This window comes from Mucilaginibacter sp. SG538B (assembly GCF_013376065.1).
GTDB classification, from domain to species: domain Bacteria; phylum Bacteroidota; class Bacteroidia; order Sphingobacteriales; family Sphingobacteriaceae; genus Mucilaginibacter; species Mucilaginibacter rubeus.
Genome location: NZ_JABMJI010000001.1, coordinates 1406824 through 1432403, shown reverse-complemented (window position 1 = coordinate 1432403; position 25580 = coordinate 1406824). Strand labels below are relative to the sequence as shown.

At 41.9% G+C, this 25580-nt stretch carries 22 protein-coding genes; 13 read left to right on the top strand and 9 right to left on the bottom strand.

Annotated features, from left to right (window positions below):
* Positions 1–89: 89 nt before the first annotated feature.
* Entirely contained in the window at positions 90–458 is a 369-nt protein-coding gene (locus tag FHW88_RS05825; RefSeq protein WP_090524558.1) for a helix-turn-helix domain-containing protein, read from the top strand.
* 220 nt (positions 459–678) lie between these two features.
* Positions 679–978 carry a hypothetical protein gene (locus FHW88_RS05820; protein ID WP_090524556.1) on the top strand — a complete coding sequence of 100 codons (300 nt, stop codon included), beginning with the start codon at positions 679–681 and terminating at the stop codon, positions 976–978.
* Between the two features lie 24 nt (positions 979–1002).
* Here FHW88_RS05820 and FHW88_RS05815 read toward each other — a convergent pair whose 3' ends face one another.
* Positions 1003–2433, bottom strand: a complete 1431-nt coding sequence (locus FHW88_RS05815; RefSeq protein ID WP_090524554.1) for a tetratricopeptide repeat protein — start codon at positions 2431–2433, stop codon at positions 1003–1005.
* 569 nt (positions 2434–3002) lie between these two features.
* Here FHW88_RS05815 and FHW88_RS05810 point away from each other — a divergent pair.
* From FHW88_RS05810 to FHW88_RS05780, 7 genes are all read left to right on the top strand, one after another.
* Positions 3003–3164 carry a hypothetical protein gene (locus tag FHW88_RS05810; RefSeq protein ID WP_175489905.1) on the top strand — a complete coding sequence of 54 codons (162 nt, stop codon included), beginning with the start codon at positions 3003–3005 and terminating at the stop codon, positions 3162–3164.
* A 50-nt stretch (positions 3165–3214) separates the two neighbouring features.
* Entirely contained in the window at positions 3215–3358 is a 144-nt protein-coding gene (locus FHW88_RS05805; protein WP_175489904.1) for a hypothetical protein, read from the top strand.
* 35 nt (positions 3359–3393) lie between these two features.
* Positions 3394–3546, top strand: coding sequence for a hypothetical protein (locus FHW88_RS05800; RefSeq protein WP_167516176.1), 153 nt, complete (start codon positions 3394–3396; stop codon positions 3544–3546).
* Between the two features lie 69 nt (positions 3547–3615).
* Positions 3616–4662, top strand: a complete 1047-nt coding sequence (locus tag FHW88_RS05795) for a hypothetical protein (protein ID WP_176623827.1) — start codon at positions 3616–3618, stop codon at positions 4660–4662.
* A gap of 60 nt (positions 4663–4722) precedes the next feature.
* Positions 4723–4890, top strand: coding sequence for a hypothetical protein (locus tag FHW88_RS05790; RefSeq protein ID WP_176623825.1), 168 nt, complete (start codon positions 4723–4725; stop codon positions 4888–4890).
* Between the two features lie 159 nt (positions 4891–5049).
* A complete protein-coding gene (locus tag FHW88_RS05785; protein WP_176623822.1) occupies positions 5050–6420 on the top strand; it encodes a dipeptidase in 1371 nt (456 codons plus the stop codon).
* Between the two features lie 103 nt (positions 6421–6523).
* Entirely contained in the window at positions 6524–6661 is a 138-nt protein-coding gene (locus tag FHW88_RS05780; RefSeq protein WP_175489902.1) for a hypothetical protein, read from the top strand.
* Between the two features lie 63 nt (positions 6662–6724).
* Here the strand turns inward: FHW88_RS05780 and FHW88_RS05775 are convergent, their stop codons facing one another.
* Positions 6725–7180, bottom strand: coding sequence for a GNAT family N-acetyltransferase (locus tag FHW88_RS05775; RefSeq protein ID WP_176623820.1), 456 nt, complete (start codon positions 7178–7180; stop codon positions 6725–6727).
* A 5-nt stretch (positions 7181–7185) separates the two neighbouring features.
* On the bottom strand, positions 7186–8283 hold the full coding sequence (locus FHW88_RS05770; RefSeq protein ID WP_176624931.1) for a mandelate racemase/muconate lactonizing enzyme family protein: 1098 nt from the start codon (positions 8281–8283) through the stop codon (positions 7186–7188).
* A gap of 206 nt (positions 8284–8489) precedes the next feature.
* Here FHW88_RS05770 and FHW88_RS05765 point away from each other — a divergent pair, with 206 nt between their 5' ends.
* The 3 genes from FHW88_RS05765 to FHW88_RS05755 all read left to right on the top strand — a co-directional run bounded on the left by FHW88_RS05765 (position 8490) and on the right by FHW88_RS05755 (position 12599).
* Positions 8490–9230, top strand: coding sequence for a DUF4290 domain-containing protein (locus FHW88_RS05765; RefSeq protein WP_112652024.1), 741 nt, complete (start codon positions 8490–8492; stop codon positions 9228–9230).
* A gap of 266 nt (positions 9231–9496) precedes the next feature.
* Positions 9497–10804: a UDP-N-acetylglucosamine 1-carboxyvinyltransferase gene (gene murA / locus FHW88_RS05760; protein ID WP_176623818.1), complete on the top strand. Its 1308-nt coding sequence runs from the start codon at positions 9497–9499 to the stop codon at positions 10802–10804.
* A 232-nt stretch (positions 10805–11036) separates the two neighbouring features.
* Entirely contained in the window at positions 11037–12599 is a 1563-nt protein-coding gene (locus FHW88_RS05755) for an ArnT family glycosyltransferase (protein WP_176623816.1), read from the top strand.
* Between the two features lie 27 nt (positions 12600–12626).
* Here the strand turns inward: FHW88_RS05755 and FHW88_RS05750 are convergent, their stop codons facing one another.
* Together FHW88_RS05750 and FHW88_RS05745 are read right to left on the bottom strand one after the other, a co-directional pair.
* Positions 12627–12998 (bottom strand): NTF2 fold immunity protein, encoded by a 372-nt coding sequence (locus FHW88_RS05750; protein ID WP_090524542.1) that lies wholly within the window; start codon positions 12996–12998, stop codon positions 12627–12629.
* Positions 12999–13076: 78 nt separating this feature from the next.
* On the bottom strand, positions 13077–14438 hold the full coding sequence (locus tag FHW88_RS05745) for a cystathionine beta-synthase (protein ID WP_090524540.1): 1362 nt from the start codon (positions 14436–14438) through the stop codon (positions 13077–13079).
* A 170-nt stretch (positions 14439–14608) separates the two neighbouring features.
* On the opposite strand from FHW88_RS05745, the gene FHW88_RS05740 reads away from it, so the two are divergent.
* A complete protein-coding gene (locus FHW88_RS05740) occupies positions 14609–20491 on the top strand; it encodes a carboxypeptidase-like regulatory domain-containing protein (protein WP_176623814.1) in 5883 nt (1960 codons plus the stop codon).
* Positions 20492–20604: 113 nt separating this feature from the next.
* Here the strand turns inward: FHW88_RS05740 and FHW88_RS05735 are convergent, their stop codons facing one another.
* From FHW88_RS05735 to tig, 4 genes are all read right to left on the bottom strand, one after another.
* Complete coding sequence (locus FHW88_RS05735; protein ID WP_090524536.1) at positions 20605–21462, bottom strand: AMP nucleosidase; 858 nt, start codon at positions 21460–21462, stop codon at positions 20605–20607.
* A 91-nt stretch (positions 21463–21553) separates the two neighbouring features.
* Complete coding sequence (gene clpX, locus FHW88_RS05730) at positions 21554–22792, bottom strand: ATP-dependent Clp protease ATP-binding subunit ClpX (protein ID WP_090524534.1); 1239 nt, start codon at positions 22790–22792, stop codon at positions 21554–21556.
* 158 nt (positions 22793–22950) lie between these two features.
* Positions 22951–23679, bottom strand: a complete 729-nt coding sequence (locus FHW88_RS05725) for an ATP-dependent Clp protease proteolytic subunit (protein WP_090524532.1) — start codon at positions 23677–23679, stop codon at positions 22951–22953.
* Between the two features lie 436 nt (positions 23680–24115).
* On the bottom strand, positions 24116–25474 hold the full coding sequence (tig, locus tag FHW88_RS05720) for a trigger factor (protein WP_176623812.1): 1359 nt from the start codon (positions 25472–25474) through the stop codon (positions 24116–24118).
* Positions 25475–25580: the final 106 nt, after the last annotated feature.

The following is a 25580-nucleotide window of genomic DNA, read 5'->3' as shown; positions in this document are numbered from 1 at the left end:
TTAATAACACTAATTTAAAGGTAATTTAATGATGGCATACCATTTGGATTGCATAAGTATCCCCTTTCCTTAATTAATATTTAATTGATATGAGCGATACTATTAAAAAACAAACAAACAAATCCGTTGGTAAAAACATCCGGGCATTACGCCATCAGCATGGATGGAGCCAGGAAGATGTGGCTAACCGTTTGGGCATCTCTATTCCTGCGTTTTCAAAAATTGAAACAGGGGTAACCGATATAAACCTCTCGCGTCTTGAACAAATTGCCAATATTTTTGATGTAAACGTGGTAAACATACTGGCCCTCGATACTGACGAAACTGATATGAAGCCGTCGAGTTTAAGCCTTGCACAGAAAAAATTGATAGACCGCGAATCAGAAATCGCCAGTTTACAACGTAAGGTAATATTACTTTATGAAGAGCTGCGCAATAAGGCAAGTGTAGCTATCTAAAGGTGTGCAGTAAACATTACAATTTACCGATAGTGTACATTGTTTGCTTCGCATCAGTGTCCTGTTCTACCCACTACATTAAATAGTAGTTAACAATATTTAACAAAAGGAAATTCAGACAAAAAAGCTTCCCGGTGTATTAGCTAATTTATCCATAATGAGCGTTTTATAGGGATTTTGGAGTAATAATTGTGGCATGCAGGTTACTAAAGCAAATTGTATGTCAAATTATCTTATTTCCATATCAAAAAACGAAACCTCGAGCGACGGTATCATCCATGATCCTAAAAGTAAGCTAAAAGTTAAGGCGTTTGATTTGCTGCGGGCACGTTTTAAACCGAGTAAAGGCGAAGTAAGGTTTTTTGTAACTGCCGGCGATGAAACAACACTGGCTTTTGAAACACAGGGCTATAATAAACACAGGCAGCTGCTGGTTTTACAAATGATATCGTGGTATTGTATTTACCTGGGGCTTATAGAAGCACAGATCCACTCCAGCCTGCCTGTACACTTTAGTTAAACCTGAAGGAGGACCGGGCGCCGGTTAAACTCTTGGCGGGTTATGCAGCATGTCGCTCATTTCGATGATCTTTTCATCAATTTCAGATACACATTTGTCCATCATATCCAAACATTCGGCCTGGTCAACCAGGCCTTCTTTTTCAAGGTTGATCAAACCGCGTAACGTAGCTATAGGCCCCCTGATTTGATGTGACAGGTATGACGAATGCTCAGAAAGCTTTTTATTTTTTAACTGCAGATCCTTGGTACGTTCATCAATGATCTCTTCAAGATGATGATTGATCCTATCAAGGTTATCTTTTTGCCGGGATACCTCACCGTTTAGCAATGTAAGCTGTGCATTGGTTTTGGCTTTACGTTTTACATTGCTGATCAGCAAACCAATTACCACAAGCATCAAACCGGCAACTACCGTTACCGCCCAAAATTTCGACCGGTCGTAAGCCTGCCGTTCTGCAATCCTTTCGTTTTCTTTCAGTTGCTCTTCCTGCCTGCGTTTGGCCTCAACCAGGTTCATTTGCGCCGATACGTTGGTTTTATAGGTAACACTATCCTGGGTATATATTTCCCTTAGTAAATTTACCGCACGGGCAAAATTCTTTTTGTTGTACTCCAGTTCGTATGTGGTGTATTTGTAATCGTAGTCAAGCTTAGGGTCCTTTACTAATTGTGTATAAGCGGTCCCCTCCCGTACCATCTTTTCCGCATTTTTAAAATCGCCTTTGGTCATGTAAAGCGCTGCCAGCGTAAGGTCAACACTGGCTACTGACTCGTTCAGGTCACGTGCTTTTGCACCGGTATTAGCCTCCAGCAGTAAACCCAGGGCCTTATCGTAATCTTTAAGTTTAAAATAAATAACACCACGATTTTGCAAACACTGGATCAGGTTTACCGAATCGCTCAGTTTCTGAAATATAGGAAAGCTTTTATCATAAAACTTAAGCGCCATATACAGGTTATTTTTACGCGTGTAAACGTTGCCTATATTTAAATACAATGAGCCCACCAACTTGGTATCATTTATTTTTTGTGCTATCTCCAGCGATCGGTTAAGATAGGTAAGGGAGCGTTCGTAGTCGTGGTCACGAAACAGGATGCCGATATTATTATAAACCTTGGCTTCGCCCCTCAGGTTATTGTTGCGGGTAAAATATGAAAGGGAGTTCAGATAATTTTCAATAGCCTTTTCAGGCTGATCAAGGTAGTATTTACCAATACCTATAACACGGTAAGCTTCTGCAATACCATTAATATAATTGAGTTTGGTAGATAGCTTCAGCGCCCTGGTGGCATCTTCAACGGTTTGCTCCGGATTTGTCAGCCTGTTTGAATAAGCGCTGGTATTCAGGCTTATTACCTCATTAGTGTCTTTTGCAGCAACATCAATTATATCATTCGCGTATACCGACAGCGATAATAAAAAGAATAATATAAATGTGCCGATTTTTTTCATTAAAACACTTCTACGTTCTGTTGGGGTGAAAGTTATAAAATAATGCTGAATTATATTTAATGTTAAGAATAAAAAACATTGTGGAAAATTATTTTCATATGTTTTTTTACTCCTATTAAAAACATATTTATATTTGCATTGTTAAATATCTGAAAAACAATATATTAAATAAAAAAAACACCCTATACAATATCACTTCAAATAAATTGCAGGCAATTACAATAATATTGCAACATATATCCTGAGATTTACAATATAATTACAGTTTGTATATCAAATAAATGAAATAATGTGAAAATCGTGCAATAAATTGTATACCATACCGGTAATTAATCCAGATGATATTACATTTAAAATTAGTAATTTAACGCCATAATTAACAGTATAAAAATACGAAACAGAGAATCTTTTTTAAAATTTTAGAAAAACAGAGTTTTTAAAAAACAGAGAGTAAAATCAAACTTTTAAAATATTTGTGATAAGCTTTAAATAAGCTTGACGGATTTTAATAAATATTACATATCGTATTAATTTAAAAAATAGAATATTAAATACAATAATTAATCAATATGAAAAAAGCAGTGTTTTTTGTACTCCTTACCATAGGCGCCGGAGTGCTCTCATCGTCATCAGTTTTGTCATCATCGGCAAAAAAAGACGTACAGCCAACAGCTGTCAATTTCAACAAAACGCCGGCAGGTTTTAAACGCGACCTGGGAAGCGCCGACTGAAATCCAATTAAATCATACAGGAAGTTCCACATCGATAATATAACACGATCATGAAAAAGATAATCACCATCGCTTTAGCAATTCTGTTCACCGGGGTCATTTCATCCTGCAAAAAGGAAAGACCAAAAGCTGAGTTTGCTAACCTTCACTTATTCGCAACCGGTTACAAAAGAGACCTGGGAAGTGCTGACTGATTTATCTGTTCAAGATCAATAAAACATAAAACAACATGAAAAAATTCATCCTCATAGCAACAGTAGCCCTTAGTGCAGGTGCATTATCATCAGCTACAAACAAAAATGAAAACAAAACCAAAATGGTGATTGCACCAGTGAACTCGCTGACAACCGGTTTTAAAAGAGACTTAGGCAGCGCCGACTAAAAAAAGACATTAACGAACAAGAGATTTAATAAACAAAAAATATTTACGTACCCCCACATTAAAAACATCATGAAAAATTTAACACTAATAGCAACTTTAGCATTAAGCACCATATTATCGGCCACCACATTAGCAAATGCCGCTAACGGCCCTCAACCAAAACGTGACTTAGGTTCTGCTGATGCTCGTGGCCCTCAACCAAAACGTGATCTTGGTTCTGCTGATTTCGCCCGTGGTCCTCAGCCAAAACGTGATCTTGGTTCTGCTGATTTTGCTTTCGGTCCTCAGCCAAAACGTGACTTAGGTTCTGCTGATTTCGCCTTCGGTCCTCAACCAAAACGTGATCTTGGTTCTGCTGATTTCGCACGTGGCCCTCAACCAAAACGTGATCTTGGTTCTGCTGATTTCGCACGTGGCCCTCAACCAAAACGTGATCTTGGTTCTGCTGATTTTGCTTTCGGTCCTCAGCCAAAACGTGACTTAGGTTCTGCTGATTTCGCCTTCGGCCCTCAACCAAAACGTGATCTTGGTTCTGCTGATTTTGCCCGCGGTCCTCAGCCAAAACGTGATCTTGGTTCTGCTGATTTTGCCCGCGGTCCTCAGCCAAAACGTGATCTTGGTTCTGCTGATTTCGCCCGTGGCCCTCAGCCAAAACGCGACTTAGGTTCTGCTGATTTCGCCTTCGGTCCTCAGCCAAAACGCGACTTAGGTTCTGCTGATTTTGCTATGTCTGGTCCTGGTCCAAAAAGAGATTTAGGCTCTGCTGATTTCGCTATGTCTGGCCCTGGTCCAAAACGCGACTTAGGCTCTGCTGATTTTGCTATGTCTGGTCCTGGTCCAAAAAGAGATTTAGGCTCTGCTGATTTTGCTATGTCTGGTCCTGGTCCAAAAAGAGATTTAGGCTCTGCCGATTTTGCTATGTCTGGTCCTGGTCCAAAAAGAGATTTAGGTTCTGCTGATTTTGCTATGTCTGGCCCTGGTCCAAAAAGAGATTTAGGCTCTGCTGATTTTGCTATGTCTGGCCCTGGTCCAAAAAGAGATTTAGGCTCTGCTGACTTCGCTATGTCTGGCCCTGGTCCAAAAAGAGATTTAGGTTCTGCTGATTTTACCGCATAATCAACAACTCTTCCATTATAAAATCATATGTTATAAACTAAAATTTGAATAGTTAACAACATGAAAAAATTCATCATTGCAGCAGCGGTTTTAATAGCTACAGGTCTTACCGCTGTATCATTAACTCATAAAGGAGCAAAAACTGAAGTTAAAGTAAAGGTTGAGAGAGCTGAGTTTTCAAATCAGGTCCCTAATTGGCCAAAACACGACCTCGGGTCTGCAGACTGACTAAAAACTAAAACCGGCATTAATTTCGTTGAATTGCACGAATTATAAATCTGGTTAGCTGAGGAGCCCTTCATGTATTATATTGTACATGCTGAATGACTCAATGACCTAATGACTGCAATGACCTAATTAGCTATATTTGCTGCAAACAATAATATTATGCAGCACATAAAGCAATATGTTGAGCAAAACAAACAGCGTTTACTTGATGAGTTATTTGACCTGTTACGTTTAGCATCGGTTAGTGCCGATCCAAAATACAAACCTGAAGTATTAAAAACTGCCGATTATGTGGCAGCAAAGCTCCGCGATGCCGGAGCTGATACTGTTGAAATATGCCAAACCGCCGGCTACCCTATTGTATACGGCGAAAAGATCATAGATGCTTCCAAACCTACCGTATTGGTTTATGGGCACTACGATGTACAACCGCCAGATCCGTTGGAACTGTGGAAAACACCTCCTTTTGAACCAACTGTTCGGGATGGAAAAATATACGCCCGCGGTGCCTGCGATGATAAAGGACAGTTTTACATGCATGTAAAAGCCTTTGAGCTGATGATGCAAACCGGTACACTTCCTTGCAATATTAAGTTTATGATTGAGGGCGAAGAAGAAGTGGGTTCATCCAACCTGGGCATCTTTGTGAAAGCCAACAAGGAAAAGTTGAAAGCCGATGTGGTGCTGATCTCTGATACTTCGATGATCAGCATGGAACACCCTTCGCTCGAAACCGGCTTACGAGGTCTCTCTTACCTCGAAGTAGAAGTAACCGGCCCTAACCGCGACCTGCATTCGGGTGTTTACGGCGGCGCCGTAGCTAACCCTATCACCATCCTGGCCCAGATGATTGCCAGCCTGCATGATGAAAATAATCATATCACCATTCCCGGTTTTTATAACGATGTAGTACCGCTTAGCGAAGCAGAACGCAAAGCCCTTAACAGCGCACCTTATGATGAAGCCGGGTACAAACAAGACCTTGATGTAGCCGAGCTTTGGGGCGAAAAGGGCTACAGTACTTTTGAACGTACAGGCACCCGTCCTACCCTTGAGCTAAACGGCATTTGGGGCGGCTATATAGGCGAGGGCGCCAAAACAGTGTTGCCTTCAAAAGCCAATGCCAAAATCTCTATGCGTTTAGTGCCCAACCAAACGTCAGAAGCTATAACCAAACTCTTTACCGACCATTTTTTAAGTATTGCACCTCCCTATGTTAAGGTTAAGGTAACCCCGCATCATGGCGGCGAACCGGCTGTAACCCCAACCGACAGTGTGGCTTACCGTGCTGCTCAAAAAGCCATTGCCGAATCATTTGGTAAAGAGCCTATCCCAACCCGGGGTGGGGGTAGTATCCCAATTGTTGCTTTGTTTGAAGCCGAGCTTGGTTTAAAAACTGTATTGATGGGTTTCGGGCTTGATAGCGATGCCCTGCACTCGCCTAATGAGAAATATGATATTTACAATTATTATAAAGGCATAGAAACCATTCCGTTGTTTCACAAATACTTTGCGGAGTTATCAAACTAATGTCATGAAGCTTTAATTTGCGCGATAACGGCAGTTATTTTTTGATTTGGATAAAACAAATAATATATTTATGATATTATCTAACTATACAAAAATCAAAAACATGGCAACTAAAGAATTGGACAAAGAAAAGACCGATGCATCTAAGCAGTTGCGCGATCTAAAATCATCAAAACAGGAAAAAACAAAAACAACTAAAGCCTTAAGCGAAAATAAAATGAAGCGAAAGCCTCTGTTATAAAATATGTATAACACCCCCACGAGCCGGTAAGTTCCCCTTACCGGCTCTTTTTATATAATTCCATTACAGCCTTATCCGCATTTCGATCATACGTTTTTTAAATCCTGCCTTTTCATAGGCTTTGATGGCGCCAATATTATCGTTATATACCTCGAGCCTTATTTCGGTCAACCCTTGCTCAACTGTCCATTTCTTCAATTCTTCTATTATGGCCTGGTTTACTCCCATACCCCGGTATGCAGGCAGCACATACATAAAACCCAGGTAAGCATATTTTTCAAAGTCATAGTACGCATCCGGGTTCTTTTTAATTCGGGCATATCCGCTGCCCGCTATCTCCCCGTCAATTTCGGCTACCAAAACCTGCACATCTGTTGAGGTTATGAACGCCTTCAAATCATAATAACTGATAGGATCGGGTTTAAGCGTGCTATCAAAAGGGCGTTCGGCAGTAATTATACCCTGCTCAAATTGAAGCAATACGGGCAGGTCTTCAATGGTAGCTTTTCTGATCAGCATATTCGTTAAATCGTAAATCGTTCGCAATCGGCCAAAAATGCTTCATCGGCATCGGCGCCTATGCCTGGCGCGTCGTCGATGGTTAAATGATATCCATCATATATGGCCCCGCCAACACACGGGTCAACCAAATGCCCCAGTTTACAGGTATCCATGTCATAAAACCGGATATTTGGACTGGCATATACAAAATGCAGCTTGGCGCTTAATGCTATCCGGCTTTCCAGCATCCCTCCCATCATACAGGGTATCCCGTATGAAGCAGCAACGTCATGGATCCTTTTAGCCTCATAAATACCGCCCGACTTGGCCATTTTAATATTGATATAATGGCAGGCCCCGGCGTTGATTTGTTTGCGGGCATCATGATGATTATACACACTTTCGTCGGCCATGATCTTAACCGGCGACAACTGCATAAGCTCAGGCAGACGGTCATCATACCAAGTACGTATAGGCTGCTCGCAAAATTCAATATCATATTGCGCAATTGACTGCAAGGCAAAAACCGCTTCGTTAAAAGTCCAGCCCTGGTTAGCATCAATACGGATTCTCATACCCGGGCCAACAGCTTCACGGATCTGTTTGATGCGCTCTACATCTTCCACTGCATTTTTGCCCAGCTTCACCTTTAATATATTAGCACCGGAGGCCTTAAAATCAAGCGCTTTTAAAGCCATGGTATGATGCCCGGCGATCCCTATTGTAATATCTGATTCAACATTACGTTTTTCTCCGCCCAAAAACTGGTATAATGGCAGGCCTGCATTTTTTGCCGCTATATCAAACAGGGCGTTATCAAAGGCGCTTTTTATAGTGGTATTACCGGCAGTAAAACTGTGAAGTTCGCCAAGCCGGGCTTCGATATCAAGCGCATCTTTACCTTTCCATAAGCGGGCAAACTCACGCGCCATAATCAGGCAGGTATCTTGTGTTTCGCCAACAATCATCGGGAAAGCTGAGCATTCTCCTACACCATAAAAACCGGCATCGGTATGCACACGGATAAAAACATTTTGGGCGTGAGATAATGTTCCGGTGGCAATGGTAAACGGCTCCATCGGGATGCTGAAGCGGTAGATCTCTGTATGCGTGATGGTAATTTGCTGATTTTCCAAATTGTAGATGTTTAAAAGCTAAAATAAAACAAATATTTGCAACAATTAACCAACGTAATTTGCGTATTATAAGTATTAGTTTATATTTGCACTACTTCAATACAAGTAACAATTCAATTTTAGCCTCTTTTGCCCTTCCAATCAGGGAAATTTGCCTGGCTAACTTTCAACTTTCTTAAAAAATTATTACCATGGCTAAAGAAAACACGCCTGCAAATTTTGATTATAACTCAACCAGGAATAAACTGATCCTGTCTGAATATGGCCGTAACGTACAAAATATGGTTAAATATATTGTAGCGCTGCCAACCAAAGAAGAACGCAACCGCTACGCACAGGTAGTTATTGACCTGATGGGCTTTTTAAACCCCCACCTGCGCGATGTGGCCGATTTTAAACATAAACTGTGGGACCACCTGCACATCATTTCTGATTACCAGATTGATGTGGATTCACCGTACCCCAAGCCATCGCCGGATGCTGTGCATATTAAACCAGCACCGTTAAACTATCCTCATCAGCGTATCAAATACAAGCACTATGGCAAAACCATTGAGCTGATGATTGAAAAAGCTAAAGCCATTGAGGAACCTGAACGTAAGCGCCACATGATCCAGGCTATAGCCAATTTCATGAAAATGGCCTACGTGCAATGGAACAAAGATTCGGTAAGCGACGAAAGCATCCTGTCAGATTTATATGCTTTATCGGGCGGTACATTGAAACTGGAAGAGAACATTAACCTTAACCGTGTTGATTTCCGCCCTAATAACTTTCAGCAAAACAACACCAATAATAACAACCGCGGCCGCAACAATAACCAAAACAATCAAAACCGTGGCGGCGGTAGTGGCGGCAGGCAAAATAATAACCAAAACCGTAACAACAACCAAAACCGCAACCGTAACAACGGCGGCGCAAAAAAATATTAACCCCGGGTACTTCCGAAGGGCAAAAAGAGCGTTATTGCGAGGTACGAAGCAATCCCCGATTAGCAGGTCCGTCCTGTATAGTTTGAGATTGCTTCGTACCTCGCAATGACGTTTTTGTATTAATATCATTAATGATAAATCCCTCCTGGCTTTTATTTTATCTGCATTAATTTTCTAATCTTTGCCCCATATAAATTATTTGGCAAAACCGATCATAGCTTTTACAGTTTATCATTGGTGATTATATCAATTATCCGAAACTCCGCATGACTAACGCATTTGTAATAAACGGCGGCAAACCGCTAAAAGGTGAAATAACCCCGCAGGGTGCAAAAAACGAAGCTCTACAGGTTATATCTGCCGTATTGCTTACTGAAGAAAAAGTAACCATCAGCAACATCCCCGATATTAAGGATGTAAACAAACTGATAGAACTGCTTGGCGATATGGGCGTTATTGTTGAACGTATCAACGAGCATACTTACACATTCGAAGCCAAAGACATCAACCAGGATTTTTTCCTGTCTGAAGCTTTTAAATCAAAGGGCGGCGGCTTACGTGGTTCCATCATGATAGTTGGCCCCTTGCTGGCCCGTTTTGGTAAAGCATCTATCCCTAAACCAGGTGGCGATAAAATCGGTCGCCGCAGGTTGGATACCCACTTTTTGGGTTTTGAAAAACTGGGTGCACAATTCAATTACAATCCCCAAAACGGTTTCTTTAATGTAGATGCCTCTAACCTGCAGGGTACTTATATCCTGCTGGACGAAGCTTCTGTAACAGGAACGGCCAACGTGGTAATGGCCGCGGTATTAGCCAAAGGCACTACTACTATTTACAACGCAGCCTGCGAGCCTTACCTGCAACAGCTTTGTAAAATGCTGAGCCGTATGGGTGCTAAGATCAGCGGTATTGGCTCAAACCTGTTAACCATTGAAGGTGTTGAAAAACTGGGCGGCACAGAGCACCGCTTATTGCCCGATATGATTGAGATTGGTTCATTTATTGGTCTTGCAGCTATGACAGGATCCGAGATCACCATTAAAGATGTTCAATACAAAGAGCTGGGCATGATCCCTGATGTGTTCCGCCGTTTAGGTATTAAACTGGAGCTTAGAGGTGATGATATTTTTATTCCGGCACAGGAACATTACGAAATAGAGACTTTTATCGACGGCAGTATCATGACCATTGCCGATGCACCATGGCCTGGCTTTACCCCCGATTTATTAAGCATTGTGCTGGTTGTAGCTATCCAGGCCAAAGGCTCGGTACTGATCCATCAAAAAATGTTTGAGAGCCGTTTATTCTTCGTGGATAAATTGCTGGATATGGGCGCACAGATCATCCTTTGCGACCCACACCGTGCTACCGTTATCGGCCTGGATAACCAGGTTAAACTGCGCGGCATCTCTATGACCTCGCCAGATATCCGTGCCGGGGTTTCATTGCTGATTGCAGCACTATCTGCACAAGGTCAATCAACCATTTACAATATTGAACAAATTGAACGCGGCTATCAGCATATTGATACCAGGCTTAAAGCTTTGGGAGCGGATATTACCCGTATTTAAGTTTTAGGTTAAAGGCGAAAGGTTAATGGTTAAAGGTAGCTGCACTTAGCAAAGCCTTTAACCTTTTTTTATTTTAGAACTTTTTCTATCAAAATATAGTACTTAAACCGGGGAATACTTAAATAGTTGCATATAAAGGGGCATTAATAATTTACTTTTTAAAGACCTTTCGCCTTTAACCTTTTACCTTTCACCTCAAAAATACTACCTTTAAAAAAACCATCTATAAACAATGCCTTACAAAAACCGGAAATCTACCTACGTTTATTTTGTACTGATATTTGTATTTATTAAAGTTGTTCTTAATCTTTTCGCTATATCCCATTTCGGTTTTCATCGGGATGAGTTTTTGCACCTTGTACTGGCCGATCACCTGGATTGGGGATATAAGGAAGTACCGCCATTTATAGCCATCCTGGCAAAAATTTCTATAACTTGTTTTGGCAACTCGGTTTTTGCTGCGCGATTGTTCCCTACCCTGTTTGGAGGGCTTATTGTGCTGCTCACCGGACTTATAGTAATAGAATTTGGCGGAAAGAAGTTTGCCATAACCCTTGCGTGTTTATCGCTCATTTTTGCGCCTGCCTTCGCAGCAAGTGACTATCTTTTTCAGCCTGTAGTATTCGATCAGTTTTGGTGGGTATTAACCGTTTGGCTGCTCGTAAAATACCTCAACACTACCGATGTAAGGTACCTGTACTGGCTGGGGGCAGCCGTTGGCTTTGGCGTACTTACCAAGTACACCATGCTATTTTTCGCGGCTTCGCTGGTTATTGGTATCCTTATTAGTAAGCAGCGTAAATTACTGTTCAATAAGCATATCCTTGGTGCTGCCTTGCTAACAATAGTTATCGTACTGCCTAACCTGATATGGCAGCTAACACATCACATGCCGGTATTTACGCACATGAAGGCACTGCGTGAACAACAGCTTGACTACATAACCCCGACTGACTTTATTAAACAGCAATTACTGGTTAACGGTGTAGCGTTATTTGTATGGCTTAACGGACTGGCGTTCCTGATATTTTCGTTCAGGCTGCGTAACTTCCAGTTTTTGGCATTGGCTTATGCGCTCATCTTCTTTTTTTTACTGATGATGGATGGCAAAAGCTATTACATTTTTGGTGCTTACCCTATGCTGTTTGCTGCAGGGGCCTTTGGTTTTGAGCGTTTATTAAAAACCACCGGCTATGTTTTGCGTACTGCCCTGGTAATATTGTTTACGTTGCCCAATGCTTTGTTACTGCCCATTTTATTGCCCATTTTACCAATGGACCAAACCCTGGCATTTTTTCGATTTGCCGATAAACATCTCCCACCTGCTCGTTTTTCGATGACCTGGGAGGATGGGAAAAAGCACGCTACCACCCAGGATTATGCCGACATGCTGGGCTGGGATGATATGGCCGCACTGGTTGATAAAGCCTACAAAAGCCTTAACCCTGATGATCAGAAACAAACTATGGTCTATGCCGATAACTACGGTGAAGCCGGTGCAATCCACCATTATCGTAAGCAATACGGTTATCCCGATGTAATATCACTGAACAGCAGCTTTACCCTTTGGGCACCCGATAGCCTCAAATGCAAATACCTGATTTATATAGATGACGGCGGCGGCAAAAACATTACAGAATTTGTGAAAGGAAAAATGATAGGCAGTTTTACGAAAGTAGGCGAAGTAACCAATCCGCTTGCACGCGAAAAAGGTACGGCTGTGTTTATCATTACACCAAATTACCGGTTAAATCAAAGGTATAGCCCCGAATTGGCGAAGAAGCGGTTGGAGTAGTTGAGGTGAAAGGCGAAAGGTTTTTGATCATTTATAATGCGTTAGTCGAACAACTCGACCGTCTTTAGCATTGAGCACAATTAAAAATCCGCCGCCCAACATTTTTTCGGGCAACGTACCATTTAATACCCAATAGCCATTTATAAAATAAGTCTCATAAGGTCTTTCATTAACTATTTGCGCTCTTCCATATATTTTAAATAGAATCGCTTCGGCAACAGCTATAGCAGTTTGTTTATCTGTAATAACCTTATCAACAATTACCTGTCGTTCCCTTTTCTCCGTCAATGCTTTTTTTAGTTCTTCCTTTGCCACCTCGGCACCGAGTATAGTGTGTTTTTGAGAATGACTAATAAACGGCAACAGAAATATGGATGTAAAAACGAAAAAATGTTTCATGCTCTAAATATAAAAAAAGGCGCTATGCTTATCACATAACACCTTTAACCTTTCGCCTTTAACCTTTAACCTCAAAAACTAAGCTGAAATGGCGTTTATAATATCATACTGGGTAATGATCTCAATTTTACCCTGCCCGTCTTCAACCAATACAGCAATGTTGTCTTTATTGATCATGGCCGAGATCCTGTCTATCGAAGTGTTCAGATCAACAAAGGGGAACGGAGCTGTGGTAATGTTCTTGATCGGCTGCGATTTGATGGATGGGTTTTCGATTAGTGAATCAAGAATATCGCTTTCGGTGATCTTACCAATTACCATACCTTTTTGTGTAACCGGGATCTGAGAGATATTGAGCGATTTGATGGTATTGATTGCCTCCAACACACTCTTCTCACAATCAATGGTGATGATCTCCTGCACATCTTTTTTGCTGATGATATCGCGGGCAGTAAGTTTTTCATCTTTAAGGAAACCGCGGTCGCGCAGCCAGTCGTCATTATACATTTTGCCAAGATAGCGGGTACCGTGGTCCGGGAAGATGATCACAACTACATCGCCTTCTTTAAACTTGTCCTTCATCTGCAGCAAACCTGCTACAGCCGATCCGGTTGAGTTGCCGGAGAAGATGCCCTCTTTACGGGCAATTTCGCGGGTCATTAGGGCGGCATCCTTATCGGTTACCTTTTCAAAATGATCTATCAGGCTAAAATCAACGTTTTGTGGTAGGAAATCTTCGCCGATACCTTCGGTGATGTATGGGTAGATCTCGTTTTTATCAAAAACACCTGTCTCTTTGTATTTTTTAAATACCGAACCGTAAGTGTCAATACCCAAAACCTGGATAGCAGGGTTCTTCTCTTTCAGATAACGGGCGATGCCTGAGATAGTACCACCGGTGCCAACACCTGCAATAAGGTGCGTGATCTTGCCCTCAGTTTGCTCCCAAATTTCGGGACCAGTACTTTCATAGTGCGCCTGCGAGTTGCTTAAGTTATCATACTGATTAGGCTTCCATGAGTTAGGGACTTCCCGCTCCAGGCGTGATGATACCGAATAGTATGATCGTGGGTCTTCAGGCTCCACATTGGTTGGACAAACAATTACCTCGGCACCAAAGGCGCGCAAGGCATCAAACTTTTCTTTTGATTGTTTATCGGTACTCGTAAAAATACATTTGTAGCCTTTTATAACTGCGGCAATTGCCAGGCCCATACCGGTATTACCTGATGTGCCTTCAATGATGGTTCCGCCAGGTTTTAGTTTGCCGCTTTTTTCGGCATCCTCAATCATTTTAAGGGCCATGCGGTCTTTAATGGAGTTGCCGGGGTTGGTTGTCTCAATCTTGGCTAAAACAGTAGCAGGAATGTCTTTTGCTACTTTATTCAGTTTTACCAGCGGCGTATTGCCAATGGTATCGAGTATGTTGTTGTACCACATAATTTAAATCTCTACTAACCCGGTATATAAAGCAGGGTTACGCCTCAAAAATAAGTTTCTTAAATGATATTTCTTTTATGGAAAAGTAAATAGATCTGCATCCTATAAACACACAAGCATAAATGTAATAAATTTAAACCGGTGACAATTACCATAAAATATACCTAAACATGCAGGCACCAATAAAAAAATCGTTATTATTTTTTAGTTTCTTAAGTTTTTGTATAACTGCCGCATTTGGGCAAAAGCCGCTTACCCCAAGCCGGCAAAGCAGTTATTATACCTACATATATAAAATAACGGCTGGTGATGTGCTTAAATTTTACCGCTACCCACGTAAAAAACCTGATGAGCAAATATTACACAACCCCATTGATTCGTTTAAAACAAACGATAAATGGAACAATACCCTCCCTCCCGGCAACTATTTGAAAGTAGTTGCCAAAAAGAACGTGCTAAGCTATTCGCTTATCGAAAACCGCTCGGCCAATTTAAAACTGCTGGCTAATAACTATGACCTCCGCTTTATTTTAGTTGATCAGACAGGTAAAGCCATTAACAACGCTTTAGTGCAGTTTAATAATCATACCGTTACTTATGATTCAAAAGCCGGCTTGTATATAGCTAACCCTTCAAAAAGGGATACCATACTAAAAGTTGATTACGCGGGCGTAACCAATTACTACGCTATAAAAAAACAGCAGCGCTCATCTTATTATCATTATAATCCGTATCGCCATATGAGCTTTTTTAAAGCTACCTGGAAACGCTTTAAAAACCTGTTTAAGGGACACGATAAATATTACAGCCATCAGCCCGCAGATAATTATGAAGGCTTCATGGTTTTTAACAAGGCCATTTATAAACCACATGATACGGTAAAATTCAAGGCGATCATCTTAAATAAAAAATCAAAACAACCTGTAAACGCAGCTCAGCTTTTGGTACGGCTCAAAGAGCGGTATGAGGATGACGGTAAGATCATCGGCAAAGTAAACAGTTACCTCGACGGGGCTTATGTATATAGTTTCGCCCTCACAGATAGTCTTGACCTTTCACTTGATGAAGATTATACCATCTCGCTCGAAGATCCGTCAAGCGAAAAATACAAACTTGATGATTATGATGGCGATGACGATCAGGGCTTTTTAGCCAAACGCAAGGTTTTTTTGACTGGCCGGTTTAAATATGAAGAATACGAGCTTAAATCAATTACGTTCAGCACCAGGGTTGATAAAGAAGAACATGGGCCCGGAAATCCGGCTGCATTATATTTAAAAGCAATTGACGAAAATAACCTGCCGGTTACGGATGGCAGGGTTACTGTTACATTCAATACCCGTGGCACCGGTACGCGCAGGCAAAGCTACACTTTTGTGCCCGACCAGCTTTGGACACACCAGCTACAGCTTGACCCGGTTGGTGAAACCAGGCTAATTATCCCCGATTCCATCTTTCCTAAGGCAGATATTACTTACACCATTAATTCAGAATTTCTGAACAGTAATAACGAACAGCAATCGGCCAATAACGATATGAGTTACCGGTACAGCCGATTTAGTATTACCGCCAAGTTAAACGGCGATACATTGATGAGTACCGCCGTTGATAATGGTAAGGCCGTACAAACTATGGCTACCATCAGCGCCCTTAACGCAAAGTATGATACCATAACCAGGGTCAGGGTAATGCTCCCGGCAAAAACCATCATCAATCCTTATGCCGATAGTTACAATATCGAAACAGACAGCGCTTATGCCGACCTCGACCTAAAAGATAATAACGCCGGCATCTCGCTATCGGGCTACCGCACCGCCGATTCGGTGTTTGTAAAGGTTGACAACCCGCGGCACCTGCATTTTTGGTATTCGGTATTTGGCGGCAACAAATTAATTGATGCAGGGCAGGCCAATAACCTGTTTTATGTACGTGCTTATAATGATCAAAACCTCCTAAACTTTCAGGTGCATTATATCTGGGCAGGCGAAAGCAAAACCGAAGCCACCGATATCATGTACCGCGATAAGCTGCTGACCATCAACGTTCGTCAGCCTGTGTCCGTTTATCCCGGGCAGCAAGCCAAAACCGACATCGTGGTTACCGATGCCAAAGGCCAGCCTGTAGCCAATGCTGATTTAACGGCCTGGTCAATGACGAGTAAGTTTGCCGACTACAAGGCGCCGTATGTGCCCTACCTTGGCAAAGGTTTTCCGTATCGCAAGCAAAAAATGGGTTTTAATACCGGCAATATAAATGGCGATGGTTCATTACAGCTCAACTGGAAGCGCTGGAGTAAGGAAATGGGGCTTGACAGTATTGCCTACTACCAGTTTACTCACCCCAACAAAATTTACCGGGTTGAAGAAGACGCCAAAGACTCGCTAACCCAGGTAGCGCCTTTTGTGATTAAAAACGGCGATGTACTGCCCGTACATATCCTTTATATTGATGACCGGCCGGTATACTTCGACCAAACACAGCAGCTTAAACGCTACAGCTTCGCGGTATCGCCGGGCAGGCACATGTTCCGGTTCAGGACCAGCCATCAAAACGTTTGGGTAGATAGTGTGGATGTACAAAAATCGAAAAAGCTGATCTTCAGCATTAATGCGGATAATGCGCACTCAACAAAGGTTTTGGATACATTGAGTACCTATGAATGCGATCTCATCAACCGTTACCTGATTACCGTTATCAATAATTTTGGCTGGAAGATGGCCCTCCTTACCCAAAACGAAAAGGTATTCATGATCAATCCCAACCCGAACTATGGTTACCGGAACAACAGCGTACTCATAGGTCCGTCGGCCGAAAACTTTGCCAATTTAGATGTACAAGGCAGCGGATCACGACGTTTTGTTGCCGAACCAGGTTATTCATTTCAGTTTGAGCCCGGCCTTATTAAACAAAAAAGTATCCCCACTACTTATCCCTTCAACCCCATACTATCGTCATACCAGGGCCCGGCAGATGATTATACACAACAGGTACTTACCCAACCCGAGGCCGAAAGTATCTGGCAGCAATATCTTGACCTGCGCAGCAACACGCAATCGCTTTTTGTAAACCCTACCATCACCGGCGAAACAGGTAAACTAAGTATGAGCATCGATCAACCTAAGGGCAAAAAACTGCTGGTTAAAAACCTGATCGTTTATAAATATGATGACCCGGACTTTTTATTGATCTATCCCGGCAATACCACATACATTAACAACCTAAACGCCGGCAGCTACAGGCTTTTATTTTTGCTTAAGGGCGATAGTTATGATATTAAAGAAAATGTAACCATAAAAACAGGCGGTACTAATTTTTACAGCTTTGAGGTACTGCCCACTCATGGCAAAGATTCGGTAGGTGTCCGGATCAGCAACATTATCAATAACAGGACGGGCGGCTATAATCACGGTGACCGGGAAATAGAAAACGATGCCCTGAAAATAAAAGAAGCGTTTAATGATAAATACCTTGATACCGGCAACTTCGGCGATATGATGAGCGGAATAGTTACCGCCAGCGATGATAAATTGGTTGTACCCGGCGTAACCATAAGGGTAAAGGGTTCATCAACAGGTACGCAAACTGACATAGCAGGGCGCTTTAAATTAAAAGTACCCAAAACCGGCAAACTCATTGTAAGCTTTATAGGGTACGAAACACAGGAGTTAAGCATACAACCCGGTGCAACTATCAAGGTAGTCTTAAAACCCAGCTCAAAATCCTTGCAGGAAGTAGTGGTTATTGGGTATGGCGTGCAACGAAAAGCGGAAATGACCGGATCGATAGCAACCGTATCTTCCTTAGAAGGCGGGCTTGCTGGCCTGACAGTAGGTAACGAAGCCAATATCATGATTAGGGGCATTAGTTCATCACCGTCGGCCCAGCCGCTGATTGTGGTGGATGGCGAGATTGTTGATAAACTATCTGACGTAAATAAAGAAGACATTGCAGAAATTAGTGTATTGAAAGACGCCGCCGCCACTGCTATATATGGTGCGCGTGGTGCAAATGGCGTCATCGTGATCAGAACCAAAGCTAAACCGGGTTTGGCTGGAGGCCAAAGGGCCGACAGTACACAAACCGGCAGTTCGCAAACCATGCGTAAAAACTTTTCTGATTATGCCTACTGGCAACCTAAACTGACTGCTGACGAACATGGCAAAGCAAGTTTCATGGTTAATTACCCTGATGATATCACCAACTGGCGAACATTTATCATCGGCATAACGGGCAACAAGCAAACCGGCTTTACCGAAAGCAGTATCAAATCATATAAACCATTAAGCGCAAATTTTGTCGCACCGCAATTTGCCATAGCCGGCGACGAAATGAACTTGATTGGTAAGGTAATGAACTACAACAATACCTCCGCGAAGCTTACCCGAATTTTTAAATACAACGGCCAGACTTTGAAACAAGACGAGCTGGAAGTTAAAAACTCTAAAATTGACACACTTACCATTACTGCTACTGCCGCTGCTTCTACCAATCCTACCGACAGCCTCACTTTTGAATACACCATTAAACGGGATAACGGCTATTTTGACGGCGAGCAACGCAGGATCCCGGTAATGCCGCAGGGTGTTAAAGAAACCAAAGGAGTTTTTGAGGCACTTGACCGCGATACCACGGTGAACATGAAATTTGATCCGGCTTTGGGCCCTGTTACTTTTCGGGCCGAGGCTTCGGTATTGCCTGTGTTGACTGAAGAAACCCGCAAGCTGAGGGAGTACAAGTATCTGTGCAATGAGCAGCTGGCTTCAAAATTGAAAGGCCTGCTCATGGAACGACACATTAAAAAGTTTTTGGGCGAAGAGTTTAAATACGAGAGAAATATAAAAGACGTAATTAAAAAGCTACAGGAAAACCGCAAAAGTAACGGTACCTGGGGCTGGTGGAAGGATAGTAACGAAGAACTCTGGATTAGCCTGCATGTGGTAGAAGCATTGATAGATGCGCAAAAAGAGGGTTACGCTGTTGAACTGGATAAACAAAAATTAACCGACTATCTCGTCTTTCAGCTTGAAAGTTACAAACGCAGGGACAAAATACTTTGCCTTGAGTTACTTCATAAACTGAAAGCTAAAGTTGATTACCAGAAGTATGTAACAGACATTGAAAAAGAGCAGGTTAAGGAACAAAAAAACTTCGACTATAAGTTGTCGGGTTATGATAAGTTAAGAATGATGTTATTGCGGCAGGAATCTGCCCTACCCATAAAAATGGACAGTTTAATCAACACAAGCAAACATACTATGTTTGGTAACCTATATTGGGGCGAAGACGGTTATCGCTTTTTTGATAATTCGGTACAGTTGAGTGTATTAGCCTACCGCATTATCAAAAACGAAGGCAGGCATCCCGAGCTATTAACCAAGATCCGCGGCTACTTCCTTGAACAACGCCGTCTTGGAGATTGGCGTAATACTTATGAATCGGCGCTGATACTGGAAACTATTCTGCCAGATCTGTTGACAGAAAATAAACAGGTTCAACCATCGCAGATCAGGCTTACAGGCACCGATACAAAAACGATCGACAAATTCCCTTATTCGGCAACGCTAACTGATAAAACAATCAGTATCAGTAAAACAGGCAGCCTGCCTGTATACATTACCGGCTATCAGCAGTTTTGGAACAACAAGCCCGAAAAAGTAAGTAAAGATTTTACAGTAAATACCTGGTTTGAGCGCAAGGAAAAAACAATAACCACCCTGAAAGGCGGTGAACCTGTATTATTAAAAGCAGAAGTAACAGCCCGCGGCGATGCTGATTTTGTGATGATAGAGATCCCGATACCTGCCGGATGCTCGTACGAGAGTAAGGAGCAGCAATGGGACAACAATGAAGTACACCGCGAATATTTTAAAGAGAAAGTAAGCATATTTTGCCGAAGCCTTAAACAGGGCAAATATACATTCACCGTAAATCTCATCCCCCGTTACAACGGTAAATACACCCTAAATCCGGCCAAAGCCGAAATGATGTATTTTCCGGTATTTTACGGCAGAGAGGGGATGAAACAAGTGGTCATTGGGGCATCAGGTCATTAAGTCATTTTTGCATTTTGTCAGACTTACGAAGTTTCAAAAACTTCGTAAGTCTTTTATTCATTAAGCTATTAAAAAAATGACCTAATGACAAAATGACTCAATGAATAAAATGACTAAAATTTAAGATGCTTAACCGTTAACCCGTTATTGATCAACTGCTTTAACGATTCGATACCTATGTGCAGGTGTGTTTCAACAAACTGCTCTGTTACTGACGAATCGCTTTCGGCGGTTTTTACACCTTCAGGAATCATCGGCTGATCTGACACTAACAGCAACGCACCTGTAGGAATCTTGTTGGCAAAACCGGTGGTAAAAATAGTAGCTGTTTCCATATCAACGGCCATGGCACGCAGATCTTTCAGGTATTTTTTGAAAACTTTATCATGCTCCCAAACGCGGCGGTTAGTGGTGTAGCAGGTACCGGTCCAGTAATCACGTGAATAATCACGGATGGTAGTTGAGATGGCTTTCTGCAGTGCGAATGATGGCAAGGCAGGGACCTCTGGCGGTAAATAGTCATTTGATGTACCTTCACCACGGATGGCGGCTATCGGCAGGATCAGGTCGCCTACGTTGTTCTTTTTCTTAAGGCCTCCGCATTTACCCAAAAATATGACAGCTTTGGGGTGAATGGCTGTGAGCAGGTCCATAACAGTAGCCGCAACCGAACTGCCCATACCAAAGTTAATAATGGTAATACCGTTTGCTGTAACGCTTTGCATTGGTTTTTCAAGCCCCATAATAGGCGCGTTATCATTCCACTGCGAAAACAGCTGGATATACTTTGAAAAATTGGTGAGGATAATATACTCTCCAAATGCTTCAAGCGGTCGGCCGGTATAACGCGGTAACCAGTTAGCAACAATTGCTTCTTTTGTTTTTAATCCTGATTTTATGGGCGATTGCACTTCTTTCACCGGCGGTGGTAAGGCATCTCCGTCCTTTTTAATGTTTAATTCTTCGTTCATATGATTTCTTTTTATACAGCAAACCCCGGTATGAGAACCAGGGCGCGCTTTATTTTTTAATAAATATAAGTGTTTGCTTATATACTGTGCGTTAAGCTACTTTTAACTTTTTCAGATCCGATTTTTCAAACTTCTCGCGTGCGTAATCCAATGTTACGTTCAACCGTTTCACATCCTTTTTTGACGGAAACTCGAACATAGCATCAATCATGATAGCTTCGCATATTGAGCGTAAGCCCCTCGCGCCAAGTTTAAATTCCATTGCTTTATCAACAATAAACTCCAGTACTTCGTCTTCAAAATCAAGCTTTACACCTTCATATTCAAACAGTTTTTTGTACTGTTTCAATAATGAGTTTTTAGGCTCGGTAAGGATATTGTGCAATGCTTCCCTATCAAGCGGGTTGAGGTAGGTAAGCACCGGCAAACGGCCTATCAGCTCTGGGATTAAACCAAATGATTTCAAATCCTGCGGTGTAATATACTTATAGAAGTTTTTAGTATCGATATCGCCCTCATCGTGCTTAAACTTGTAACCAACAGTTTGGGTACGCAGTCGATTGGCGATCTTCCTTTCAATACCATCAAAGGCGCCTCCGCAAATGAAAAGGATGTTACTGGTATTTACCGTGATCATTTTCTGATCCGGGTGTTTGCGGCCACCTTGTGGTGGTACGTTAACCATGGTACCTTCTAATATCTTCAATAGTGCTTGTTGTACACCTTCTCCGGATACGTCGCGGGTGATAGAAGCATTATCGCTTTTACGGGCTATTTTATCAACCTCATCAATGTAAACAATACCTTTTTCGGCAAGGGTTACATCATAATCGGCCGATTGCAGTAAGCGGGTCAGGATGCTTTCAACGTCCTCCCCTACATAGCCTGCTTCGGTTAGCACAGTAGCGTCGCAAATGCAAAACGGAACGTTAAGTACTTTGGCGAGTGTTTTAGCAAGCAGGGTTTTGCCCGTACCTGTTTCACCTACCATGATGATGTTTGATTTTTCAATCTCAACCTCATCTTTATCAATACGCTGATTTAAGCGTTTATAATGATTATATACAGCTACCGAAAGTATCTTTTTGGCATCATCCTGCCCAATAACATACTGATCAAGATGTGCCTTCATTTCTGATGGCTTAAGCAGGGCCGGCGCCAGAGGCGATGACTTCACTTTACGTACCTTCAACTCCTCAGCCAATATTTCATTGGCCTGGTTCACACATTTGTCACAAATGTGTGCATCAAGTCCTGCTATTAACATCAGGGAATCCTGTTTACCGGCACCGCAAAATGAACACCTGATCTCTTTGCTGTTTTTATTCATCTGATTTGTCTTCTTACTCAAAGTTAAAAAATTAGTGGTAAAAAACAAAGTATTGTCCGTAAGTCGGGAAGTCTGTAAAGTCCGAAAGCAACAATACCTTCTGATTTTAACATGCTTACTTCCGGACTTCCCGACCTATCGGACTTATGGACTCAAGATTACTTTCCTTTATTACCTCTTAAAATCTCGTCAACCATACCAAATTCTTTCGCTTCTTCTGCAATCATCCAGTAGTCACGGTCAGATGCATCCCAAACTTTTTGGTAAGGTGCACCACTATGATCTGCAATGATCTGGTACAGCTCTTTTTTCAATTTGGTGATCTCCTGGTAGGTGATCTCTATATCCGACTGCTGGCCCTGTGCACCGCCCGATGGCTGGTGGATCATCACCCTTGCATGCGGAAGCGCTGCCCTTTTACCTTCAGTACCAGCTACTAACAGTACTGCAGCCATTGACGCCGCCATACCTGTACAGATGGTAGCCACGTCATTTGATATAAACTGCATGGTATCATAGATACCTAAACCTGCATAAACCGAACCACCTGGCGAGTTAATGTAGATCTGGATATCACGTTTAGCATCAGCCGATTGTAAGAAAAGCAATTGAGCCTGGATAATGTTTGCAATATTATCATAAATGGCATCGCCAAGGAAAATGATACGGTCCATCATCAAACGCGAAAACACGTCCATGGCCTGTACGTTAAGCTGGCGTTCTTCAAGAATGTATGGTGTCATGCCGGTTGGTACGGTTGTAATACCGCCTGTTGGCATATTGCCTCTTTCAACACCTGCAATATATTTGTCTACATAAAGGCTGTTAATACGGTGATGCTTAACAGCATATTTTCTGAATTCGTTTTTATCGATATTACTGCTCATGGTTTTTGTTTGTTGTTCGTTAGGAAATGCGGGCGTCTTACCCGCGATAAATATAGTTTTTAGTTCAATAGATTTTTTGCAAGATAGTTTTTATTACGTAATTTTTTGATAAGGCCTCTTTTAAGTCAGACGTCCGAAAGTCAGTAAAGTCCGAAAGTTACATGATACTTACACAAAGGTTTATTTTACGGCTATTACCCAGGATTATGCTTCTTGCGCTCGTTTACAACGAGTGCTTAAAGTGGTTTCGCGATTGTATCGCGCGGGCCGGAGGCGTTATAAACGCAAACCCAGTTACGCACTCGTTACAAACGAGCGCGAGAGCAAATAGCATGCGATACGGTAAAGACCTCATAAAACACCAAAAGCAACCCGATGAGTTGCTTTTGGTGAATATACTATAAAATCTACCCTAATAAGGGCGATTGAAAAAAGCTTACTGTGCTGCAGATACCAATGCACTGAAATCAGTGTAAAGGATATCCTGCTTATCTAAAGTGATCACATTTTTGATATAGTCAAATACCTTTAATGCTTTTACCTCTTCAAATATCTTGTTAGCGTTGTCTTTGTTTTGCAGGTACTGAACAGTGTACTGGCCCAACTGATCCTCAGGGATAGCAGTAGGGCTGTACATCCTGAACTGCTGATCTAAACGGATCTTAGCTAATTCAAACACATCTTCATATTTAATTTCGATTGTGTTATCAGTAATGATCTTGTTTTCTATCAAAGTCCATTTCAGGTTTTGAGCAAAATCGTTGTAACCGCCTTCTAATTCCTCATCGCTTAATTTCTCGTTGGTTGCTTTTAACCAGCGTTTCAAAAACTCGTCAGGAAGGGCGAAATCAACTTTAGCGATAGCCAGTTTGTACATGTCGTCCTGCAATTTGCGGTCGGCATCCTGAACCATCATGCTTTCAAGTTCTTCAGTAATTTTAGCTGTGAACTCCTCTTCGGTAGTCACTGTACCTTCACCAAATAATTTGTCAAAGAACTCCTGATTAAGGTCACTTTCTTCTAAACGGTTAACGTTTTTAACAGTTAATTGGAAATCGCCTCTTAAATCAGCTGCATCGTCTTCTTCAATTTTCAATAAACCGGCAATTTTAGCTGCGTCGTTATCAAAAGCTTTACGAATATCGAATGTTAACACATCGCCTTTTTTCAAACCGATCAATGAAGCTTTGATTGCTTCATCTTTGATCTGATCTAAACGTACAGATGCCGTGTTGGTTATCCCACCCTCAAAAACACTACCATCAGCCGAAAGTTGAACCAATTCGCTGTAAAGAACGTCATCATCTGCCGATACGTCAGGATTTGTCATTTTGCCATAGCTGCGGCGGATGTTTTTGATCCTTGAAGCCAGCGTTTCGTCATCAACTTTGATTACGTATTGGGTTAATTTATCTTTTGATGAAAAGTCGATGCTGAACTCAGGAGCTAAACCTAATTCATAGCTAAACTCAAAGTTATCGGCAAAATCCCAGTTGTATTCTTTGTTATCATCTGCAGCAGGCAATGGCTGACCCAATACGGCCAGTTTTTGCTCGTCGATATAGTTATTTAAAGTATCTTGTAACAGGTTGTTGATCTCATCAACAAGGATGCTTTTACCGTACATTTTTTTGATGTGCGATGCAGGCACCATGCCCGGGCGAAAACCAGGAATTTTTGCTTTTTTAGCGTTTTCCTTTATAGCTTTTTCAACACGTGGCTGGTAATCTTCAGGGTTGATGTTAATTTTAACAACTGCGTTCAGGTCATTAATTTTTTCCTGTGTAATATTCATCTTTTTACCGGGTATTTAATTTAATCCTTTGAAATATAGCCTAAAACCTAATCCGTGCTATACAAAATTCGAGGCGCAAAAGTATGAATTTATTTTTAATTAGCGC